Consider the following 21,752-nt stretch of genomic DNA (forward strand, 5'->3'; position numbering starts at 1 on the left):
GTTTTGGGTGAGTACTTGTAATTTGTTTTTAGGATTTCTCAATGAAATAATAACTATTTAAAAATCAATATATTATGTTAATATAAAGCCAAATCAGGATATTCCAATGAAATAAACTTAAGCCCAATAAGGAATATATGAGGCAAACTTTTTTGATATATTGTCTGGGTCAGAAGGTTTAATAAAGCCCGCATCAATTGTATCAGTAATAATTTTAGATGCAAACGATACATTGTTTTTATTAATATTAAATCTCCTTCGTACTGACTGATTATTTACAGCTTCATTATTGACATAATGCAGACAAGTATGTTGATAACAGGCTCTAATCCTGTCTTCGTTATTCATTTTTGTTAATGGTAAGGGGGCATATAAAATAACCCGGGTATACTCGTCTCCTCTGATAAATTTAGGAGCAGGAAGCTGAAACTCTTCAATTACTTCAATTGCTCTATCCACACCACTGCCTCTTTCTTCACAGATATTAAGGCGACGCATGAGTGAAGCAAGTATCTCATTTCTTGATTTTGGAGCAGTATCAATAAACCGGTTGGTATCAACTAATGGTACACCTGGATTAGTTATTTCAATTCTATCCTTAAATACTTCTACCATTACACCAGCTCCAGTAATAGATAAATCCTGATGAATAATTGCATTTGCCACAAATTCACGGATAGCCCTATCTGGATATATTTTCAATCGCTGCCGCAACGCGGCTTCTATTACTTCATTCGTAGGTAACTGATCCATAATATAACTAATCATGCCTTCAAAGCCTGTAGCATATCCCTTTAGAATTTCCTCCTCTTTTATAGCATTTACGCGACTGTTCTCTTTGTATATAATTACCCGAACAACTTTCCGCTGCAACGATTTAAATCCACTTAAATCTTTAGCGAAGAGAATAGCTCCCAGGTTAGTGATATCCCAATTAGATCCTGCTCTTTTAACCAATCCATCATCAGTTAATGCTTCAAGAATGGCCTGCTTTGTATCTGGTAATCGCTTATCAAGCAACGTGAAATACCGGTCATAATCCAGCATCTTTAATACCTCATCGCTGTCGATTCGAGTGGCAGCAATATTGTTTTCATAGTCTAATCCTGTAGATGCAGCAATTAGATGTTTAACTTCCTGTCGGGAAATTTTTACAGTTTGACCTGCTGAACGCTTATAGCTTTCATATACATCTTTACCTCGCAGATGAACAGGCTTATCCTGATACTCTGGTATATGAATAAATAAAACCGGTGTTCCATCGTAGTATGCTACTACATGGTCTATACCTATTGGTTGAGCCAGGTTATTACGCGCGATATTTCCCATTTTTTGAATGATAATATCCATCGTTTCCTTGCTCAAATCAATTGACTGACCATTGTTATTAATACCAAATGCAAGAAATCCACCTCCCGGATAATTAGCAAAGGCCGAAATATGTTGTGCAAGCCTGTTACCATTATCTGAAATATCAGTTTTCCAATCAAGTTCATTTAACTCCATTGGAATAGGTTCTAAGCTTTTACTTAATAATTGCATTGCGATATCTTTCCAACTACTCATTCGTTATGTCTTTAATTCTACTCCTAACTTACTTTAGTTTTTTTTACAATGGCTCCAATATGAGCATAAGCATTTTCATACAATACTCACATTTAATATTGCTTTTCATTGAAACCATTAAGTGTGAGGAGACACCGGACTTATACTTATTTGATATGAAATTATTGCATCGCCAGATGATTAACAAATCTGATCATAGAAAATATCCTTCCACAAAAACGCTGAATTTCATTATAATCATCTACGATTCGGTTTGAACTTCGTCCCCTACAACCCTCAAGCTTTAAAGCCTTCAAGTCGAAAGATTTGAAGGCTTTAAAGCTTGAGGAAATTGGGAAAATAAAGGTATCAACAATGACCCCTTTAGTAAAATAGTAGCATTGGGATAGCTTATGTTTTATGAGCACTCCGGTAATGCTAGTAAATTATCGTTCCATAGGCCGTCTGCATATGTTCTCAAATATTTCCCATTGGAACCATTTACCACTCCGACATTAGCCCTTTTGCCTCCTATCATCGTATAAAATGTGTTAGTCTCATTTTCGATAGACGTTATTACTTCGCTTCTTGTCCATTTCCATGTACTTCCTCCTAAATGAGTGATGCCTTCATGAGAGCTTTCGCGAGAATTTTTGTTGATGCAGGTAACTTGAACATCTGCCATAAGATTAAATTTTTGGTGTGAACAATTGAAAGAAAATCTGACAACGAAATTATGGAGATCCTGTTAATTGGAAGGAGGGGATTTTTCCGGTATTTTTTTGATGATCGGTATTTTGATGATAACTCCTAACCGCGAACTGCATAGGCTTTTACTGGAAAACAGAACACCGCATGACTACATTGAAAGACCCGGAAAACATGAATGGCCGTATTGGGGAAACGCGGTGTCATACCAGTTCCTCTTCTTTAAAAAGGTATTCATCTCCAACGGAATTTTATAATGCAAACGAAAAGATTAAATTATCCCCCAAACTTGAAATCTTTGTTCCCCCTTGCCAGGACTCGAACCGCCAGACAATACTACATAGTGTGCATTGTTGCACAGATCAGCAATTAATTATACGATTGTCTGAATTCCAAAGGTGAAAGACTGGTTTTGGTTTTAAAAAGTTTACTGAAAGACTGTAAATGCTCAAATCCCAGTTCATAGGCGATCTCACTGACCGTAAGGTTTGTGGTTGACAACTTTTCCTTGGCCAGATCGATTAGTTTGTTGTGCAGGTGTTGCTGTGTGCTTTGGCCTGTCAAAGATTTAAGCAAACCGCTCAGGTAACCCGGTGAGATATTTAATGCTTCCGCTATACTGGTCACGCTGGGCAGGCCTTGTTTGGCCAGGGCACCACTGTTGAAGTAGTTGGAAAGATAATCTTCCAGCCGGATCAGCAGTTCATGACTGGCAATCTTGCGGGTGATGAATTGGCGCTGGTAAAATCTTTCCGAATAGGTCAGCAGGAGTTCCAGCTGTGCGATAATTACATCCTGGCTGAACCGGTCAATATTTGCATGGTACTCCTGTTCTATCTGGTTGGCGATGGCAGTGAGCATATTTTCCTCCTTATCGGAAAGATACAGCGCTTCATGGACCGAATAGTTGAAGTACTCATATTGTTTGATGGTTTTGGCCAGCGCTGTGTTCCATAAAAAATCCGGGTGGATCAGGATCATCCAACCTTCGGGGCGTTTCACTGTAGCCATATCAACAGGGGTATCAATACCAAATAGTTGTCCGGGTGACATAAAGAATAACACACCTTCGTCGAAGTCACCGGCCTGCTGTCCGTATTTGAATTTGGCGGGCGATACCTTTTTCAGGGAAATAGAATAAAAGTCATAAATCAGGCTGAAAGGGATCTCGGCGACCGGCAGAGTAATGTCATCCATGTGGATCACGCTGATCAATGGGTGCGCCGGCTTAGGCAGACCTGCGGCCCGATGATATTCGGTGATCGTTTTGAAACGAAAAAGCTGATGTTTTTTCATATGCAATATGAATTTATCGCTTATTATAATAGACTTCAGCAAATTCTTTGGCGAAATCGGCCAGTTTTATCTTACCCATTTTGGGATGGTTCCGATGGAAATTTGCGAGCGTTTTACCGCTGTGCACTATTGACTGCATTTCCACCAAAGTTTCGGCGAGTTTTTCCGGTACTTTGGCCGCTTTCAACCCCTGCAGCATTTCCTTGTCCGACAGCAGTACCCATTTCAACCATGGTTTGCCAACAGCGATGCCAATGATCCTGGCCGCTTCGTTACAGGTCATTTCCTCGCTGCCAACATAACGAATGGTGGTCTTTTCGGGATGCAGCAACAATTCTTCTGCCACGGCATCAGCGATATCTTTCGGCGACACGAAAACAGTCCGGTCGTCCCCACCGTAGTTTCCCATCAGCAGGCCAGTTCTCCCTGTCAGCAGTGCCCAAAGGCCGGAATAACGCAGCGTCAGGAATTTGCCGATTAGCCCCTTGCCTTTGATCAGGTTCATCGACTGGTAAAAATTGGTGTAAAAGGACGCGGGACGCATGATCGTAAGGGACGCCGCCAGGCCATCAAAAACATCCTCGACGTTTTCGCTACGCAACAGGTCTGCCGCCCAGCCACTCATAACCACCACACGTTTGATGCCAGTATCTTTCAAAGCCTGCACATAATTTTGCGCCGTCTGGCGCAAATAATAGCCCAGATCGGGTTCGGTAAAACTCAACGGGATCATAGCATAAACTGCATCTGCTCCTTTAAAAGTTTCCGAGAGGAAAGCGACGTCGGAAATTGAGCCTATCGCCGGCTTCGCGCCTAATTTCTCTATAGCGTCCTGTTTTTTGGAGTCGCTGCTTATCACGGTCACGGTGTGTCCCTGCGCAACTAATATCTCTGTCAGCGGTTTGCTGATGTTCCCTAAGGAACCAGTTATAATGATCTTCATAAGTCCTTTATTTCGTGTAAATGCCATTCTCAATATCAGCAAGCAATGTTGAATGTATTGGTTGCCAGTTCAAACGTTCCCGGGTTAATTTACTCGAAGCCGGGCAGTCAATTCCGGCCATGGGTGAGAACCAGCCAAAATGTTCGGCAGCAGCTTCAGGAGCTATTGATTTTATCGGGATATTCAGTTGTTTGCCTATCGCCTCTGCAATAGACCTGACCGTAATCGCTTCCTCAGCGCAACTGTGATAACGAGCACGTGGTGTTGCATTTTCTAAAGCCAAACGAAACAATTTTGCGGCATCTAAGCGATGCACGGCGTTCCAACAGTTAAGACCCTCACCGATATAAGCTGAAAACCCTTTTTCGCGGGCAGTGTTGATCAGTATCGGAATGAATCCATGCTTATCGTCATCACCATGGACCGATGGAGACAAACGAATGACAGCCGCCCGCACGTCCAATGCAGCTACGTTATCCGCTGTTTGCTCAGAAACACGCGGCCAGGCCGGGTTAAAAGGCGGAATGATATCTTCCGTAGCCAGCCTTCCCGGGCTGACCAACGCCGTGCCGGAAGTAACAATGAATGGGCGGTTATAACCGGCCAGTACCTCACCGATGGTTTCGATGGCTTTTTTATCTACCTCGCATACTTCCTTGAATCGGGTAAAGTCATGGATAAACCCGGCATGGATAACGCCATCGGTTTCTGCGGCGCCAGTCCGCAGGCTATCCAGATCTTCCAGATCACCGCGATGAACTTCTGCACCTGCTTCGATCAGTTTTTGGGCTGATGCATTCGAACGGGCCAATCCTAATACCTGGTGACCGGCACCTATTAATTCCTGCACAATGGCAGTACCTATAAAGCCTGTGGCTCCTGTAACAAAAACACGCATAAAGTTTTTCTTTTGTTGATACAAAAGTCCTTTAAACCCGTCAACCCGATTTATCCAAATCTGCTTTTTGTTTAGCCGAAACCCTGAAATGCATACAAACAATAACATCAGGCTGATTTTATGAAAAAAGCTATCCCACGATAGACTGCATCTGTCGAAAGTTGTAACCTTCTCTCCGCAGATTATTAAAAAGCCTTCAAGTCATTGGAATTGAAAGCTTTTCAAGTCCGGTAAACTCTGTTTAACACCTACTTTTGATCACATGGAAAAGTTTCTTTTTTTATAAATTGTTTAAAGGGGCGGGATATGCCTGATTTTTATAACCCAAACCACTACAATTACAACCGCAGTGAATTAAACTAGATTTATAGAGATAACCCTTTTTCACCCTAAATCTAAACTACGCATGAGAAATCTTTTACTCTTCGCAACAGCATTGTTGTGCAGTACACTATCCTTTGCACAGGATTATTGGAGACCACACACAGATGCCGCCAGGATTGTTACCGACAAAGCCGTAGCCCGGCTTGCATTTCCGACGGACTTCAAATTATTTGATCTGAATTTAACTCCTTTACGGAATGAAGTATTCAAAACTGTAGGTAATACGTCAGCACATTCAACAATTATCTCTTTGCCTAACGCAGACGGACAAATTGAACAGTTCGAAATTATAGAAGCTTCTAATTTCGAGCCCGCATTGCAGGCCCAGTTTCCGAAAATAAGGGCATTTTCAGGAAAAGGTATTACCGATAAAAATGCTACATTAAAGTTGAGCATTTCTCCACAGGGAATACAGACAGTAGTCTTCCGTACGGAAAAGGAAAATGAATTTATTGAACCTTATTCTGCTGACCACACTGTTTACACTGTGTTCAAAAAACAACAGAAGACTTTACCATGGAAATGCTCTACCCCGGAGCAAAAAATGTTAGCTAACATAGATAAAAATGTTGCAGCCAGGTCAACCGGAGATATGAAAACATTGCGACTGGCTCAATCAGTTACTGCCGAATACTCCAATTATTTTGGCGCCACAAGCGCTTCACAGGTTTCATTGGTGCTGGCGGCTGTCAATGCTACGCTTACCCGTTGCAATGGTGTTTATGAAAAGGACCTCGCGATCCATCTTAACCTGATCGCCGCATCTACCAGCGTGTTCTATTATAATTCTTCAACAGATCCATATTCCGCGGCTAGTACAGGCGCTGGCGGAGCATGGAACAGCGAGTTACAAAGTACCTTGACCTCTGTGATTGGTGCAGCGAATTATGATATTGGTCACCTGTTCGGTGCATCCGGCGGTGGCGGTAACGCTGGTTGTATAGGTTGCATTTGTGTCGACAATTCAAAAGGGAGTGGCTTTACTTCTCCTGCTGATGCTATTCCACAGGGAGATAATTTCGATATCGACTATGTAGTGCATGAAGTAGGACACCAGTTGGGTGCTAACCATACTTTCTCCATGAGTAATGAAGGCACAGGCGTTAATGTGGAACCTGGTTCAGGCATTACCATTATGGGTTATGCCGGTATTACCAGCCAGGACCTTGCACCACATTCTATTGATATTTTTCATGCCGCTTCCATTGCACAAATCCAGTCTAATCTTACCAGCAAGACTTGCCCGGTAACTACCAGTTTATCCGGTACTAACGCAACACCTGTAGTCAATGCCGGCAGTAATTTTACTATTCCTATCAGCACCCCGTTTGCACTTACCGGTTCAGCTACTGATGCCAATGCCAGTGACGTACTAACGTATTGCTGGGAGCAAAATAATAGTGCTTCATCATCACAAACAGGAACCAGCAGTGTGGCCAGCGCTACCAAAGCATCCGGCCCCAATTGGATCTCATTTCCCCCTACCACGTCACCAACAAGATATTTTCCCAAACTGGCTACCATTCTTGCAGGCGGTTTAGTATCCGGCCCGTTAACAGGTGGTGATGCGGGAGCTAATACGGAAGCATTGAGTTCCGTTTCAAGAACTTTGGCCTTCCGGTTAACTGTAAGGGATAATGCTCCTTATAGTTCTACAGCACCAGTAAGTATCGGGCAGACCAACTTTGCGGATATGACAGTAACCGTCACCAATACATCAGGACCTTTTGCTGTAACTGCTCCTAATACGGCTGTATCATGGGCAGGTAATTCATCACAAACTATAACATGGAGTGTTGCGAGTACTACAGCAGCACCAGTTAGTTGTGCCAATGTAAAAATATCCATCTCTACAGACGGAGGCACTACATTCAGCACATTAGTGGCAAGCACTCCTAATGACGGCACTGAGGTTGTAACGATTCCTAATACGCCCACTACAACAGCAAGAATAAAAGTAGAAGCCGTAGGAAATATTTTCTTTGATATTTCTAATACCAACTTCACTATCACATCCGGTTCAGGCTGTGCTTCTCCATCAGGGTTAACTGCTTCTGCTATTGACAGCACATCGGCTACAATAGGATGGACAGCAGTAAGTGGCGCTGTATCATATAAAGTGGATTATAAACTTAGTTCATCTGCAACCTGGATCAATGCTGCAACAGCTACAACAGCTACGTCTCTGGGCTTAACAGGTCTTACGCAGGGAACTACCTATGATTACAGGGTAAGGACCAATTGCGCCAGCGACAGCAGTGCTTATTCAGCTGCACAGTTTACCACTATATCAACAGCCCCTTGTAATGCGCCAACCGGTTTAACCAGTTCAGCTATAACGGCCAGCAGTGCTACTGTTAGCTGGACAGCCGCAAGCGGTGCTTTGAGTTATAGTGTAGATTATAAAGCTAATTCGTCCGCAACATGGATCAATGCTGTAACCGCAACCACTTCCACATCTGTTAATTTAAGCGGATTAACATCAGCCACATTATATGACTGGAGAGTAAGAACAAATTGTTCCGGTGGTAACAGTACATATGCTACTGCACAATTCACCAGCTTAACCGCAACAGGTTGTTCAAATACATTGGATACTGCAACCAATGGAACAATTGCCGGTGCTGCAACTATTCCATTTAATACCAATGTCACTGGCCTGATCAGCCCAAGTGCTGATATTGATAATTATAAGTTTGTGATCACTACCAGCGGTACTATTACTATTACATTGAGCACGTTGCCTGGCGATTATGACCTGAAACTGCTGAACAGTGCAGGTACACAGGTCGCTATTTCACAGGCAGGTAGCACCACCAGTGAAAGTATCAGCAGAACTGTTAGTGCGGGTACCTATTATGCACAGGTGTATGGTTACAATGGGGCCAATAGTGCTACCTCTTGTTATACATTACGGGTACAATTAGGTACTGCCAGCCGCGAAACTGATGTTATTACCAGCGATGCGCAAAAAGTGTCTGTATTCCCGAACCCTGCCAATAATGTAGTGAACATTAATCTTCCAGGCTTAAAAGGGAAATCAGAGGTGAGTATGTTTGATGTGAATGGCCGCGTGGTATTGCGTCGTGAAGTGAACACGGTTAGCACACAGCTTGATATTTCTGCATTGCCTGCAGGTGTTTATATGATCAGGATTAAGAATGGAGTAAAACAAGTGAATATGACGAAGATCATTAAACAATAAAGACAAATACAGAACCCGATACAGAAAAGCCAGTACCTCAAAAAAGGTACTGGCTTTTTTATTAAGATAAATTATTGTCGGATGGTACAAGCGAATTTATATACCTTGCCGTATTTTTTATGGAAAGATACGATATAGAAAACCCGCTTCTAAACTTCAGGAAAACATTAGAACAGATCATTCCCCTCAATGATTCTGAGTGGCAGATGATTAGCCAGAGATTCAACCCAATGGAAGTGCCTAAACGCACCCAACTAACCAAAGAAGGTCAGATCGCCACGAGCATTTATTTTATCAATAAAGGTATTCTTCGTATTTTTTATACAAAAGAAGATGTGGAAATCACTGGTTTTATCTTTTCCGAAGGATTATTTGCAAGCTGTTATGAGAGTTTTCTGCTACAAACAAAGAGCAACCAGACCTTAGAAACATTAGAAGATTGTGCGTTGCTGGCAATCGATCACAGTTCATTACAAACACTTTATAAAGAAGTTCCTGCCCTTCATATCATAGCAAGGGTGGTCGCAGAGCAACGTTTTATCAATGGGCAACGTATCTTGTCTTCCCACCTGCTGGATAGCCCTGAAGAACGTTACCACCAATTCTCCAATCAATATCCCGGATTACTGCAGCGGGTACCTCAACATATCATCGCTTCCTATCTGGGTATTACTCCGGTATCCCTGAGTCGCATACGTAAAAGGATAAGCCGGAAGTAATTTCTTTACAATTGTTAATGCCTTTTCTGATTGCCTATGGATAATTTTGCGCAAAAGTTTATATGTTTCAAAAATACATTACCTGCCTTATTCTGACTTTTATTATCGTTCGCATTTCAGTAGCTCAGACCAAAAAAAATGACAACCATTTTGAACTCGAAGTGGATCCAATCGCCTTTATCCTTCACGGTTATTCCGCCCATGTAGGCTACCAATCGGGGCATTTCCGGTGGGATGCAGGAGTATACGGGATCCAGGAACCCTCCTCTTTCTCAGGCTATGATGAGTTTGACATCAGAAGCAACGGAGGAGGCATTAAAATGGATTATCTCTTCCAAAAAAGAAAAGGGTTATTGCTCGGCATTGAATCTAATATTTCCCGTGAGCGGGTCTCTCCAAAATCAAATGATTCCGGTTCTGACAATGATCTTACTAAAAGATTTACGAATGTCTCTCTGAGCATGAGAGTAGGATACCGATGGATGTTAGGCAGTAAAAGCAATAGTTACAAAGGTCTGTACATCTTTCCCTGGGTATCATTTTTATCCTTTAACCTCAATCCGCAGTCCGCATCCATCCAGGGAAAAGAGTATCGGCAAAAGACACTCTCTTTCTTTCCCACCGTTCATTTTGGATACAGCTTTTAAAGTGAATTTGTCTAAAAGTGGGCATAATTATGCCCACTTTTAGACACTAAGATATGATCAACATTTTTCAGCTACCTGTCAAAGCCTTCCGGTAAGATCCCCCCATATAGTAATCTTATAAAGAACTGAACAGAGTAATTACATTTTTTAATTTCAATGTACTAAATTGGATGATCCAATTTAGTACCTAAATAAATTCCAGTATGGGAAAAAATGCTTTGTTCATCTCAATAAGTGTAATTTTCACAATTATTTTTAATTCGGCTGCAAGCGTTGCCCAAACCCCTAAAAATAAGATCTTATTCGGCGTTGCATACTACGACGAATACATGCCTTATGATCGCCTCGATAAGGATATCGGGATGATGAAAGAAGCTGGCATCAACGTTGTTCGTATAGCGGAATCTACCTGGAGTACAATGGAGCCTCAGGAAGGGGTTTACGATTTTACTCATATAGACCGTGTGCTGAATGCGATGCATAAGGCCGGCATCAGTGTAATCATAGGAACCCCCACCTATGCAGTACCCACCTGGCTGGTTAGAAAATATCCCGATGTGCTGGCCATTACTTCCAGGGGGCCTAATCAATACGGTGCACGTCAGAATATGGATATCACCAACATCCATTTCAGAACTTATGCTGAAAAAGCTATCCGCAAAATGCTTGAGCATATAAAGGATCACCCGGCAATTATCGGATATCAGATAGACAATGAGACCAAGTCTTACGGGACAAGCGGCCCAAATGTGCAGGCCCTGTTTGTAGCTTATATGAAAGCCAGGTATCCCTCGCTGGATAGTTTGAACAGGATATTTGGCCTGGATTACTGGAGTAACCGGATCAACAACTGGGACGACTTTCCCTCCGTTAATGGAAGCATTAACGCCAGTCTTAATGCAGAATTTGCCAAATTCCAGCGTTCGCTGGTTACAGACTACCTCGCATGGCAGGCTAAGATCGTTCGTGAATACAAAAGAAACGATCAGTTCATTACACAAAACTTTGATTTTGACTGGCAGGGGCATTCCTATGGTATACAACCTGAGGTAGATCATTTTGCTGCTGCCAAAGTGCTTGATATCGCAGGTGTGGATATTTACCACCCATCACAGGATAAACTTACAGGAGCAGAAATTTCCTTTGGAGGGGATGTAGCCAGGTCTATGAAAGGCGGACAGAATTACCTGGTCATGGAAACGGAGGCACAGGGATTTCCGCAATGGGTCCCTTATCCCGGTCAGCTACGGCTGCAGGCCTTCAGCCACCTGGCTTCAGGTGCCGATATGGTTTCTTACTGGCATTGGCATTCCATACACAATTCAGCGGAGACTTACTGGAAAGGCTTGCTCAGCCATGATTTCGAGCCTAACCCAACCTACAATGAGGCTAAAACGATCGGTACTGACTTTAAAAAACTCGGGGCTCATCTTGCCAATCTCAAAAAGAAAAATGATGTAGCGATATTATTCAGCAATGAAGCGTTAACTGCATACAATTCTTTTGGTCCGGGTAATTATAATGGTATTCTCAGACCGATGTACGACATTCTTTATAACATGAACGTCGGTGTTGATTTTATTGACCCGTCCAGCACGCAAATAGAAAAATACAAACTCATCGTGATCCCTGCATTATATGCTGCACCTGACAGTTTGTTACTGCGTTTAAACCGTTTTGTAAAAAATGGTGGCCATGTCGTATACACTTTTAAAAGTGGCTTTGCAGATGAGCATAATAAAGTAAGATCAGTCCGTCAGCCGGGTATAATCAGTGAGGCCTGTGGTATCATGTATACCCAGTTCACCGTTCCTGAAAAAGTCAGCCTGAAGGATGACCCTTTTCATGCCGGCACCCAGAACTATGCTGAAAAATGGATGGAACTGATCACACCTGTAACAGCCAAAGTACTGGCCTGGTATGACCATCCGGCATGGGGCAGATATGCAGCGGTGACCCGGAATAATTATGGCAAAGGAGTGGCGACTTATATAGGCTGTGGGACCAGTAACACCATCACCGAAAGAATCCTGGAAGATGCCGTGAAAGGTGCTGGCTTATGGGGGAAAGACCAGGAATTGAAATTTCCATTGATTACCAAATCTGGTACCAATCAACAAGGCAAAGCCATTCATTATTACTTCAACTATTCTGCTGAAGCAAAAACATTTATTTATCCTTACCCCAGGGGTATAGCTTTGCTTACGGATGAAAACGTGGCAATGCAAAGCCAGATTACCTTACCAGCCTGGGGATTCCAGATTGTTGAGGAGCAATAAACTAATCCGGGAAACTTAAAAACTCAGTTTGATCTATTTTGATCAAAGAGCAATTTTTTCTGATGATGCTTCGCATCATCAGAAAAAATTAAAGGGGTTTTGAAGGGCTTCGCCCTGCACCCAAAAATTAAACTGAGCCACTACCTGCTGGACTTCTGAACAAAGTAAAAATGGACTTTTAAACAAAAGACCCGGATGAATTTTATGATAGCTTTGCTGTATGGAAAATTTAGAAAAACAAACAGTCTTAGTTACCGGAGGTACCGGATTTGTCGGTATCTATTGCATCCTGTATCTTTTAAAAGCAGGATTTAAAGTAAAAACATCTTTGCGCTCACTTGCCAGGAAAGATGAAGTAATCAGTATGCTCAAAGAAGCAGGCATTACTTCTTTCGAAAATCTTTCCTTTGTTGAGGCTGATCTGACCAGCGACAATAACTGGAACGATGCCGTAAAAGGCTGTACCTATGTGCTGCATGTAGCTTCTCCATTCCCCATGGGAGAGCCTAAAGATGAGAACGAACTGATCATTCCCGCACGGGAAGGTGCATTGAGGGTTCTCAGGGCATCCCGTGATGCAGGTGTAAAACGTGTGGTATTGACGTCTTCATTTGCTGCCATTGGTTATAGCATTGATCCAAAGGGGCATGTGTTTACAGAGAAAGATTGGACTGATGCGAACAAGGCCACCGGTGCCTATATCAAGTCTAAAACACTCGCAGAACAGGCTGCCTGGGATTTTATAAACCAGGAAGGCGGGAGCATGGAATTATCGGTCATCAATCCGGTTGGTGTTTTTGGACCAGCTTTAGGAAAGGATTATTCTACATCCATCGGCCTGATTAAAGCTATTCTCGATGGTCAGATGAAAGAAACCCCTGGATTCACCTTTGGTGTTGTGGATGTGCGTGATGTAGCAGAGATACATGTACTCGCAATGACACACCCGGCTGCAAAAGGAGAACGGTTCCTGGCCACTGCAGAAGGTGTGATGAGTCTTTATGATGTAGCACAGCTGATAAGGAAAGAAAAAGCTGATAAGGCAGGAGAGATCGCTGATCTTAAACCTTTGGATCAATCCCTTTATATCGCAATGTCCAATGAAAAAGCGGGAAGAGTACTTGGCTGGACTCCGCGAAGTAAGGAAGAGGCAATTCTGGCAAGTGTTGATACGCTGGGAAAATAATTACTTTTGAAAGGACTAATCCAGTTTTAAGTGAAAGCACAAAGTCTGCAGTCTTGTCATTTAGGTCCTGAAATATCTCCGGAACAGGTGATTCCGGAGCATTTCTTCATGTATCTGCTAAAAGGTTCAATGACGACTTATAATGGTGATAAACTTTATCAGATGAATCCTGGTGATTACTGTATTGCCAGAAAAAATCATTTGCTGCGTTATGTTAAGCGCCCTCAGGATGGCGACTTCCACAAGATCGTTATCGCCCTTGATGAACTTTTTTTAAGAAGATTTCTGGAAAGACATCCTACTGATGTAAAAATCGTAAATCATGACGATTCGGTCCTGTTTTTAAAAGACAATCAACTGCTCCGTAGCTTTATTCTCTCACTTGAACCATATTATCTGGGAGAAGCCGAAATTGATGAGACCTTTGCCGACATCAAGCGGGAAGAACTGCTGCTGATCCTGTTAAGAAATGATGCTGATCTGGCAGGTGTGCTGTTCAATTTCGGCGCTCCGGAAAAAATAGACCTGGCTGCTTTTATGAACCGGAATTACCGGTTCAACATCAGCCTGGAACGTTTTGCTTTTTTGACGGGAAGAAGTTTATCTGCCTTTAAGAGGGACTTTCAAAAACAGTTTAATGAAACACCAGGGCACTGGCTTACAAGAAAACGACTGGATGAAGCGTATTTCCTGATCCGGAATGAAAGTCAGAAACCCAGCGAAATTTATCTGCACCTGGGCTTCGAAGACCTCTCCCATTTTTCATTTGCTTTTAAAAAACAGTTCGGGCAGTCGCCAGGTGAATTACTTAAGTAGCAACAGGCTAAAGTATAGTTGTACAGGATTTATCTGATTAGATGTTGCGAGAAGGTATCCCGGCTCTTTTTGAAATGTATCAATATGCCTGATTGGGATTTTTCCCATCTGACAACTGTAAAAAAGGATTACCAAACATTAACTTTCCTTAACATTAATGCAAGGCTTGTTAACCTGCTTTTGCAGATGGCGGAACTACTTTCGTAAGCAGTTTATGAAGTAAAAAAACTCCATGCAAAAGATCTGCTTACTCCTGACAACCTGCTGTTTTGCTATAGCTGCTCACGCTCAAAAGAATGGTTCTGTTAACGGTACCGTATTCGATAGTATAGCCAGGCAACCCGTTGCTTCAGCCACTATTACCCTTTTACAGAAAAAAGACTCTTCGCTGGTCAGCTTTACGATGACGGACAACAAAGGCGATTTTGTACTTACCGGTATTGCCAAAGGAGAATATCGCCTGCTGATTACCCATGTAAACTATCACAATACCAGCCGGCCTGTCATCATCACCGATGCAGCTCCTGCCGTCCACTTTAATACCATCGTACTCTATGACCTGAGTATAACATTGAAGGAAGTGGTGGTAACTGCCGAAGCTCCTCCTGTTACCCTTATCGGCGATACCGTTCAATACAATGCAGGCTCATTTAAAACACAGCCCAATGCCAGTGTGGAACAACTGCTTAAGAAAATGCCAGGGATACAGGTGGATAAAGATGGTACGGTAAAAGCCCAGGGACAAAAAGTAAACCGCGTACTGGTAGACGGTAAAGAATTTTTTGGTACCGATCCTAAAACCGCTACTAAAAACCTCCCTGCCGATGCGGTAGACAAAGTACAGGTATACGACCGGCTGAGCGATGCTGCTCAGCTGACCGGCTTCGACGATGGCAATAGTGAAAGGACCATCAACCTGAAACTGAAACAGGATAAAAAGAAAGGGCTGTTTGGTAAAGCGTCTGCCGGAGCAGGTACTAACGACAGGTATGAAGGACGTTTTAATGTAAACTCCTTTAAAGGGGCCCGGCAGTTCTCTGTCATTGGCATGGCTAATAATACCAACGCGGAAGGCTTTTCATTTATGGACCTGATGAATTTTACCGGAGAACTGAATCGCCAGCGCCAAAGCGGCAACGGAAATATGAACTTATCCCTGAATTCGGATGATCCCATTACTGCATTAATGGGTAACAGTAACAGCAACGGTATCAAGACCATCTGGGGTAGCGGATTTAACTACAATAACATCATCGGGAATAACACTGATTTCACCAGCAATTATTTTTACAACCGCTACAACCCTTACCAGGAAAGTACGATAGGACGCCAGTATTTCCTGCCCGATTCTTCTTATTACTACAACCAGCATGCCGTCAGTGATAACCTTAATAACAGCCATCGCCTTAATCTCAGTGCAGATATCCGCATCGATTCTTTTCATTCACTCAAAATATCACCTTCCATTGGTTACCAGGAAACCCGCAATAACAGTTACAGCAATTATGAAACACTTTCTGAAGATAAACAACTGGCTAACCAGGGCTTCAGCAATAACTATTCCTCAGGTTATGGTAGCAATTTCCGCAATGATCTGTTGTTCAGGAAAAAATTCCATCGCCGGGGCCGGACGTTTTCACTCAGCCTGCAAAACAGCTTCAATAACAGCAAAAGCAATGGTAGCCTGCTTTCTATAAACCAGTTTTACAATCATGGCACCTCAATTGATTCCATCAATCAGCGTAATGTTGTAACGGGTGCGTTGAACAGCTATACCATACGTGCCGTATATACAGAACCGCTGTTTAAACGTTCACTGCTTGAATTCAGCCTGGGCAGAAGCAATTCCAGCAGTACGTCTGATAAGGTAACATATGACTATAACGGGCAAAGCGGGAAGTTTGATCAATTGAATACGGGCCTGACCAACAATTTCGAAAATACTTACGATTATACGAATGCAGGATTACGTCTACGCACACAGCAGAAACAATTCAGCCTCGCTGCCGGTTTGAATTGGCAAAAGGCGGAGTTAAAAGGTAAGATCATCGCTGGTACCAGCGATTCGGTTATTCATAAAACATTCTATAACCTGCTGCCATCGCTCCGGTTTAAATACGATTTCACCCGCTACCGCAATATTAGTATTAACTATGCGGCTATTACCAGACAGCCTGATATGTCACAGCTGCAACCGGTACCTGATATTACTGATCCTCTCAATATCCGCGAAGGAAATCCTGATCTGAAACAGGAGTTTACACATGCGGTACAGCTGAATTTTATATCTGTGAACCCTTTCAAAAATAAAAACCTGTTTGCGTTTTTCAACCTGCAGGAAACACAGCACAAAATTGTGAACTACGATGTAGTGGATACTCTCGGTATTAAATATACCCGCCCGGTAAATGTAAACGGGATATACAATATGACTGGTAATTTTAACCTTGGCCTGCCACTCCGTTTGCTGAAAGGTTCGGTTAATTTCAGCAGCAATATGGGATACGGAAAAACGAAACAATTCATTAATACCGTGGCTAATACCATAGGTACCATTAGCCTGGGGCCTGAGGTACGCTTCGATCTGAATCCTTCTGATAAAGTAGACCTGTCGTTAAGCGGTGGCTTTAATTATTATAAAACCAGCTATTCATTGCAGGCTGCCCTTAACACCAGCTATTTTTCACAGCAATATGAAGGTGAAATCAATTGTCAGTTGCCATCCCGTTTTTACTTTACCACCAGCTTTACTTATACTGTTAACAGCCAGCGTGCGAAGGGCTTTAATGCCAGGGTACCATTATGGAATATGGCTGTTAGCCGCCAGTTCCTGCGTTTTAACAGAGGGGAGCTAAAACTGAGTGTTTTTGATATGCTCAATGAAAATATAGGGATCAGTCGTACCAGCAACCAGAATTATATCGAAGACAGCCGGATAAAAAACCTGCAGCGCTTTTTTCTCCTGAGCTTTACTTATAGCCTGAGTAAAAACGGTCTTACAAGTGTCAGACCAGATGGCGGAATGAAAATTATACGACAGTAATACGTAAAGAAAAATCAGGCTATCAAAAGTATTAAGGCTCCGTTAGGAGCCCCGTGTTTGTAGAAAATAAATAGAACAACAAAACACAGACTCCGTTAGGAGTCCCCTGATATTAGCAATTTTAGGGGACTCCTAACGGAGTCTATTATGTAGAAGATAAATTATTGCTACAAACACGGGGCTCCTAACGGAGCCTATTATGTTTTGCAGTAAACGTATCGAGGGTCTATTAGTTACTTTTGAAACAGCCCTGCTGTTTGTTAATTGATTTGGATCATTCTTCCTCTCCCTGTATTATTACGTTGCATTTCTGCCACCGTTTTATCGCGCTCTTTATTAAACTCTTCCATCGTTACTTTTTTCCCTTTTGAGGGCTGTTTAATAGCCGCTACATCAACCTGGGGAGATACTTCAACCGCCTTGTAAACAATGCGACCAGCATTAATGTCAATACCGAGGATAAGGCCTGGTAATTGTCCTTCATATTCAGGCCCTGCCGGTACCGGAATGGAAAGCGTGAACCAAACCATGATATTGGATGTATCCGGCACTTCCTGTTTTTTCATCTGCCCGTTCTCCATGGTGGTGATGTTGCGCTTACCAATACTTTGGGCCACTGCCTGCTGACAGGGATAACCGAGAATAGTGCTGGTTTCGCCGGTCAGTTTCCAGTTCAGCTTGTGGATGCTGTCGGCAATAATATAGTTCTTCGCAGCAAATTCGCGTTGTGCTATCACCTGGCTGGTGGCAAAATTAATATAGGTCACATCATCGGCATCGGCTATTACCGTACGAAGCTGCATACCGCCATCTTCCTGAGTAAACTCTTCAGGCGTTTCATCCACCACTGCGCGGCGCAGCAACTGGTTATTGTCAAACAATATTTCCAGTTTGTCTTTGAGTGAACGGGGAAGAAGCTGCTCCTCACTTTCACTCATACCCATACCCTTGATGTGCATCTGCATTTGTGTTGTACGCTCGTACAATACCCTGCCTTGTTTTTGCTGGCCATTGGCAGTCATCAGTGCCAGGCCCATGCAAAATGTAAAAAATATCTTTTTCATTCTGTGTATTTTTAAGAAAATAAAGCTATCCGGTTCTTGCCGTAACAGAGGTTAACATGCCTTGCTTTAATGTTAATTAAGGTTAATGTGCTTGCTGAAGGGAAAAAGGAAATGATACATTTGCTATAATAAACCATACAACCAGGTGCGATATAAACTTTCCATACCGGTTACGGCTTTTCTGATTACATTGACTATTGTGACTATCACAGTTTTCCAGGGATACTGGCTGCATAAGAATTACCAGGAAGAAAAAAGGATTTTTACCACCCGGACCAATGTACTTTTCAGAGAGACGATCTTCCGGCTGCAGGCAGCCAAGTTACAAATGGATTCCGGGATCAATATCCGTGTACAGGATCGTGAAGGAGTGATCGGCATATCAAATGTGCTGAGAGAAAAAATAAGGGATTCTTCCTCTGCAAAACCAGCGCTGAGGCAAACAATGATCGTAGCGATGAATAGAGCAGACCTTGCGGGTCCGGAGAGGGATTCCTTTAATGTACAATACAGGATAAATAAAGCGGTGCCTGGAAGAAGAGTGTTTGATTTCCTGGTAGATGTAGACTCACTGCGCGATTCGATTACTGTAAAAGAAGTGATCGATCGATACCATAAAGCACTGGAAAGAGAAAAGATAAATTTGCCTTTCATCATAAATATCCTTCCTGCCGATACCGCTAAACTAGGTCCCGCTGAACCAGATTTCGCACTAGTCCCGGACGACCTGGAAGGCAACATCGTTACCATTGGTTTTACAAAACCTGTCAGATACCAGGTTATATTTGACAACAATACCTGGTACCTGCTGAAGCGTATCAGTCAGCCTATCCTGATCTCATTTCTATTGCTGGGTGTCACTATATTTTCATTTCTACTGTTATACAGGAACCTGAAACAACAGCAAAAGCTGGCACAGCTTAAGAATGATTTTATCAACAACATGACACATGAGCTGAAAACACCTATTGCCACCGTAAGTGTAGCCATAGAAGCCTTAAGGAGTTTTAATGTGTTGGATGATCCGCAAAGAACAGACGAATATCTTGATATATCGGCCGGTGAAATGCAAAGACTGGGTTTATTGGTAGATAAAGTATTAAAGCTGTCAATGTTTGAGAATAAAGAAATCGCTTTAAATAAAGAACAGTTTGATCTTGTAGAGCTGGCCAAAGGAGTAATGCTCTCAATGAAGTTGCAGTTTGAAAAACAAAAGGCCATCACAATACTGGAAACAACAGGTAAAAATTTTATCATTACGGCCGACAAGCTTCATCTGACAAGTGTACTCTATAATTTGCTGGACAATGCTTTGAAGTACAGCATTAAAGACCCGGAAATCCTTATTCATATCATTGATCATTCACAATACCTGGAAATAAGTGTAACAGACAACGGGATAGGTATTGCAAAGGAATACAAAAGCAAAATATTCGAAAAGTTCTTTCGCGTACCCAGTGGCAACCGGCATAATATAAAAGGATATGGCCTTGGTTTAAGTTATGTGTCGCATATATTACAACGCCATGGCGGTTTTATAGAGGTGAAAAGCGAGCTGGATAAAGGCAGTACTTTTTCCGTTAAGCTTCCCTTTGCAGAAGCACCAGTTATTCATTACGATAAGGGACGGATTGTAAAGTTCAAAACAGGATTAAATGAGTATTAAAATTTTATATGTTGAAGACGAATTATTCCTGGGGAAAATTGTGAAGGAAAGCTTACAGGGCAGAGGCTTTGAGGTGATAATGGAATGTGACGGAGCTAAAGTGATGGAACTGTATAAACAGATAAAACCCGCAGTATGTATACTGGATGTAATGCTGCCCAATAAAGATGGGTTTGAAATTGCGGAAGAGATACGTGCCCTCAATCCGGAGGTACCCATTTTATTCCTGACGGCCAAAACACAAACGGCCGATCTCGTAAAGGGCTTTACACTGGGTGGCAATGATTATATCCGTAAGCCTTTCAGCCTGGAAGAACTGATTGTACGCATCGATAATGTATTACGTAAAACAGACCGGTCATCTTCACCTGCTGTCGACTATGTCAGGATAGGCAGGTTCAGGTTCTATACTAACCGCCAGCTGTTGACAAATGGAAGTGAAGAGAAAAAACTATCGTACAGGGAAAGTGAATTACTTAAGTTATTATACGAAAACCGTGATGGTATCATAGACAGGAAAAGCATACTCAACCTGTTATGGGGCAATGATTCGTTTTTCAATAGCCGTAATCTTGATGTATACATTACCCGGCTGCGCGTGTGCCTGAAAGAAGATGAAAACCTGGAAATATTAACAATAAAGGGTGTGGGCTACAGGTTTGTACTGGGTTAAATTCTTTAATGAAGATCACTTATCAAATATCTTCCCCAATAAAAAAACCGTCCATAAGGACGGTTTTTCAGGCTATAATATTATTCACCTTACTTCAAACTTTTTCCGTTATGGTACCTTAATACCATAAAAAGATATTGAAAGTAAAGACCGGTGTCTACTTAACTGCTCTTTTTCACTGATACTGCGTTCGGGCCTTTATGTCCCATCTGCACTTCAAAGGTTACTTTGTCATGCTCTTTTATCGCATCCACCAGCTCATTGATATGCACAAATATGCTCTCCTGAGTCTGAAGGTCTTTAATAAAGCCATAACCTTTGGATTCATTAAAGAATGTAACCACTCCCTTACGGATCAGTTCAGCCTCATCCATAGGTTGCTGTTTTGCAACACCAATCTGGATGTCTTCGCTTCTGATAATCTTCTTTTTCTTGGGATCTGGTGGAGTTGATGAAATGTTACCATTCTCATCGATGTAAGCCATCATTTCTTCCAGTGTTTTACCTGGTTTTGAATTGGCTTGTCTTTCGGCCTTCTTTTCTTCCTTGTCTTTTTTCTTTTTTAATCTTTTCTTTTCGTTTTCTTTTTTACTGAAAGTTTCTTGTGATCTACCCATAGTGTAATTGCTATCATTTATATCCGTTCCGGGTGAAATAAAAGTAAGTGGAACGAACAACGT

Annotated in this window: 16 protein-coding genes; 9 read left to right on the forward strand and 7 right to left on the reverse strand. The window is 42.3% G+C overall.

What is annotated here, in order from left to right:
• Positions 1-117: 117 nt before the first annotated feature.
• The 5 genes from BMW86_RS01090 to BMW86_RS01115 form a co-directional block, all read right to left on the reverse strand.
• A complete protein-coding gene (locus BMW86_RS01090; protein WP_089778134.1) occupies positions 118-1,566 on the reverse strand; it encodes an ATP-binding protein in 1,449 nt (482 codons plus the stop codon).
• A 397-nt stretch (positions 1,567-1,963) separates the two neighbouring features.
• Positions 1,964-2,230: a DUF3892 domain-containing protein gene (locus tag BMW86_RS33290; protein WP_089778136.1), complete on the reverse strand. Its 267-nt coding sequence runs from the start codon at positions 2,228-2,230 to the stop codon at positions 1,964-1,966.
• 392 nt (positions 2,231-2,622) lie between these two features.
• On the reverse strand, positions 2,623-3,549 hold the full coding sequence (locus tag BMW86_RS01105; protein ID WP_089778140.1) for a helix-turn-helix domain-containing protein: 927 nt from the start codon (positions 3,547-3,549) through the stop codon (positions 2,623-2,625).
• Positions 3,550-3,562: 13 nt separating this feature from the next.
• The gene (locus BMW86_RS01110; RefSeq protein WP_089783509.1) at positions 3,563-4,492 is read right to left on the reverse strand and encodes an NAD(P)H-binding protein; all 930 of its coding nucleotides are present in this window, start codon (positions 4,490-4,492) and stop codon (positions 3,563-3,565) included.
• A gap of 7 nt (positions 4,493-4,499) precedes the next feature.
• Positions 4,500-5,498 (reverse strand): SDR family oxidoreductase, encoded by a 999-nt coding sequence (locus tag BMW86_RS01115; RefSeq protein ID WP_255372822.1) that lies wholly within the window; start codon positions 5,496-5,498, stop codon positions 4,500-4,502.
• 298 nt (positions 5,499-5,796) lie between these two features.
• Here BMW86_RS01115 and BMW86_RS01120 point away from each other — a divergent pair, with 298 nt between their 5' ends.
• From BMW86_RS01120 to BMW86_RS01150, 7 genes are all read left to right on the forward strand, one after another.
• Entirely contained in the window at positions 5,797-8,979 is a 3,183-nt protein-coding gene (locus BMW86_RS01120) for a zinc-dependent metalloprotease (RefSeq protein ID WP_089778144.1), read from the forward strand.
• A 119-nt stretch (positions 8,980-9,098) separates the two neighbouring features.
• Positions 9,099-9,698, forward strand: coding sequence for a Crp/Fnr family transcriptional regulator (locus BMW86_RS01125; protein WP_089778146.1), 600 nt, complete (start codon positions 9,099-9,101; stop codon positions 9,696-9,698).
• Positions 9,699-9,760: 62 nt separating this feature from the next.
• On the forward strand, positions 9,761-10,345 hold the full coding sequence (locus tag BMW86_RS01130) for a hypothetical protein (RefSeq protein ID WP_089778148.1): 585 nt from the start codon (positions 9,761-9,763) through the stop codon (positions 10,343-10,345).
• Positions 10,346-10,548: 203 nt separating this feature from the next.
• The gene (locus BMW86_RS01135) at positions 10,549-12,624 is read left to right on the forward strand and encodes a beta-galactosidase (protein ID WP_089778150.1); all 2,076 of its coding nucleotides are present in this window, start codon (positions 10,549-10,551) and stop codon (positions 12,622-12,624) included.
• Positions 12,625-12,844: 220 nt separating this feature from the next.
• Positions 12,845-13,810: an SDR family oxidoreductase gene (locus BMW86_RS01140; RefSeq protein ID WP_089778152.1), complete on the forward strand. Its 966-nt coding sequence runs from the start codon at positions 12,845-12,847 to the stop codon at positions 13,808-13,810.
• Positions 13,811-13,840: 30 nt separating this feature from the next.
• Positions 13,841-14,626: a helix-turn-helix domain-containing protein gene (locus BMW86_RS01145; protein ID WP_089778154.1), complete on the forward strand. Its 786-nt coding sequence runs from the start codon at positions 13,841-13,843 to the stop codon at positions 14,624-14,626.
• Positions 14,627-14,858: 232 nt separating this feature from the next.
• Positions 14,859-17,669, forward strand: a complete 2,811-nt coding sequence (locus tag BMW86_RS01150; protein ID WP_089778156.1) for an outer membrane beta-barrel protein — start codon at positions 14,859-14,861, stop codon at positions 17,667-17,669.
• Between the two features lie 260 nt (positions 17,670-17,929).
• Here the strand turns inward: BMW86_RS01150 and BMW86_RS01155 are convergent, their stop codons facing one another.
• On the reverse strand, positions 17,930-18,733 hold the full coding sequence (locus tag BMW86_RS01155) for a GLPGLI family protein (RefSeq protein ID WP_089778158.1): 804 nt from the start codon (positions 18,731-18,733) through the stop codon (positions 17,930-17,932).
• A gap of 145 nt (positions 18,734-18,878) precedes the next feature.
• On the opposite strand from BMW86_RS01155, the gene BMW86_RS01160 reads away from it, so the two are divergent.
• The gene (locus BMW86_RS01160) at positions 18,879-20,399 is read left to right on the forward strand and encodes a sensor histidine kinase (protein WP_143056449.1); all 1,521 of its coding nucleotides are present in this window, start codon (positions 18,879-18,881) and stop codon (positions 20,397-20,399) included.
• Positions 20,389-21,072 (forward strand): response regulator transcription factor, encoded by a 684-nt coding sequence (locus BMW86_RS01165; protein ID WP_089778162.1) that lies wholly within the window; start codon positions 20,389-20,391, stop codon positions 21,070-21,072. Before BMW86_RS01160 ends, BMW86_RS01165 begins: the two co-directional genes overlap by 11 nt.
• Positions 21,073-21,233: 161 nt before the next feature.
• Here BMW86_RS01165 and BMW86_RS01170 read toward each other — a convergent pair whose 3' ends face one another.
• The gene (locus BMW86_RS01170) at positions 21,234-21,689 is read right to left on the reverse strand and encodes a cold-shock protein (RefSeq protein WP_089778164.1); all 456 of its coding nucleotides are present in this window, start codon (positions 21,687-21,689) and stop codon (positions 21,234-21,236) included.
• Between the last annotated feature and the right edge of the window lie 63 nt (positions 21,690-21,752).

This window comes from Chitinophaga sp. YR573, from assembly GCF_900110995.1.
In the GTDB taxonomy this organism is placed as follows: domain Bacteria; phylum Bacteroidota; class Bacteroidia; order Chitinophagales; family Chitinophagaceae; genus Chitinophaga.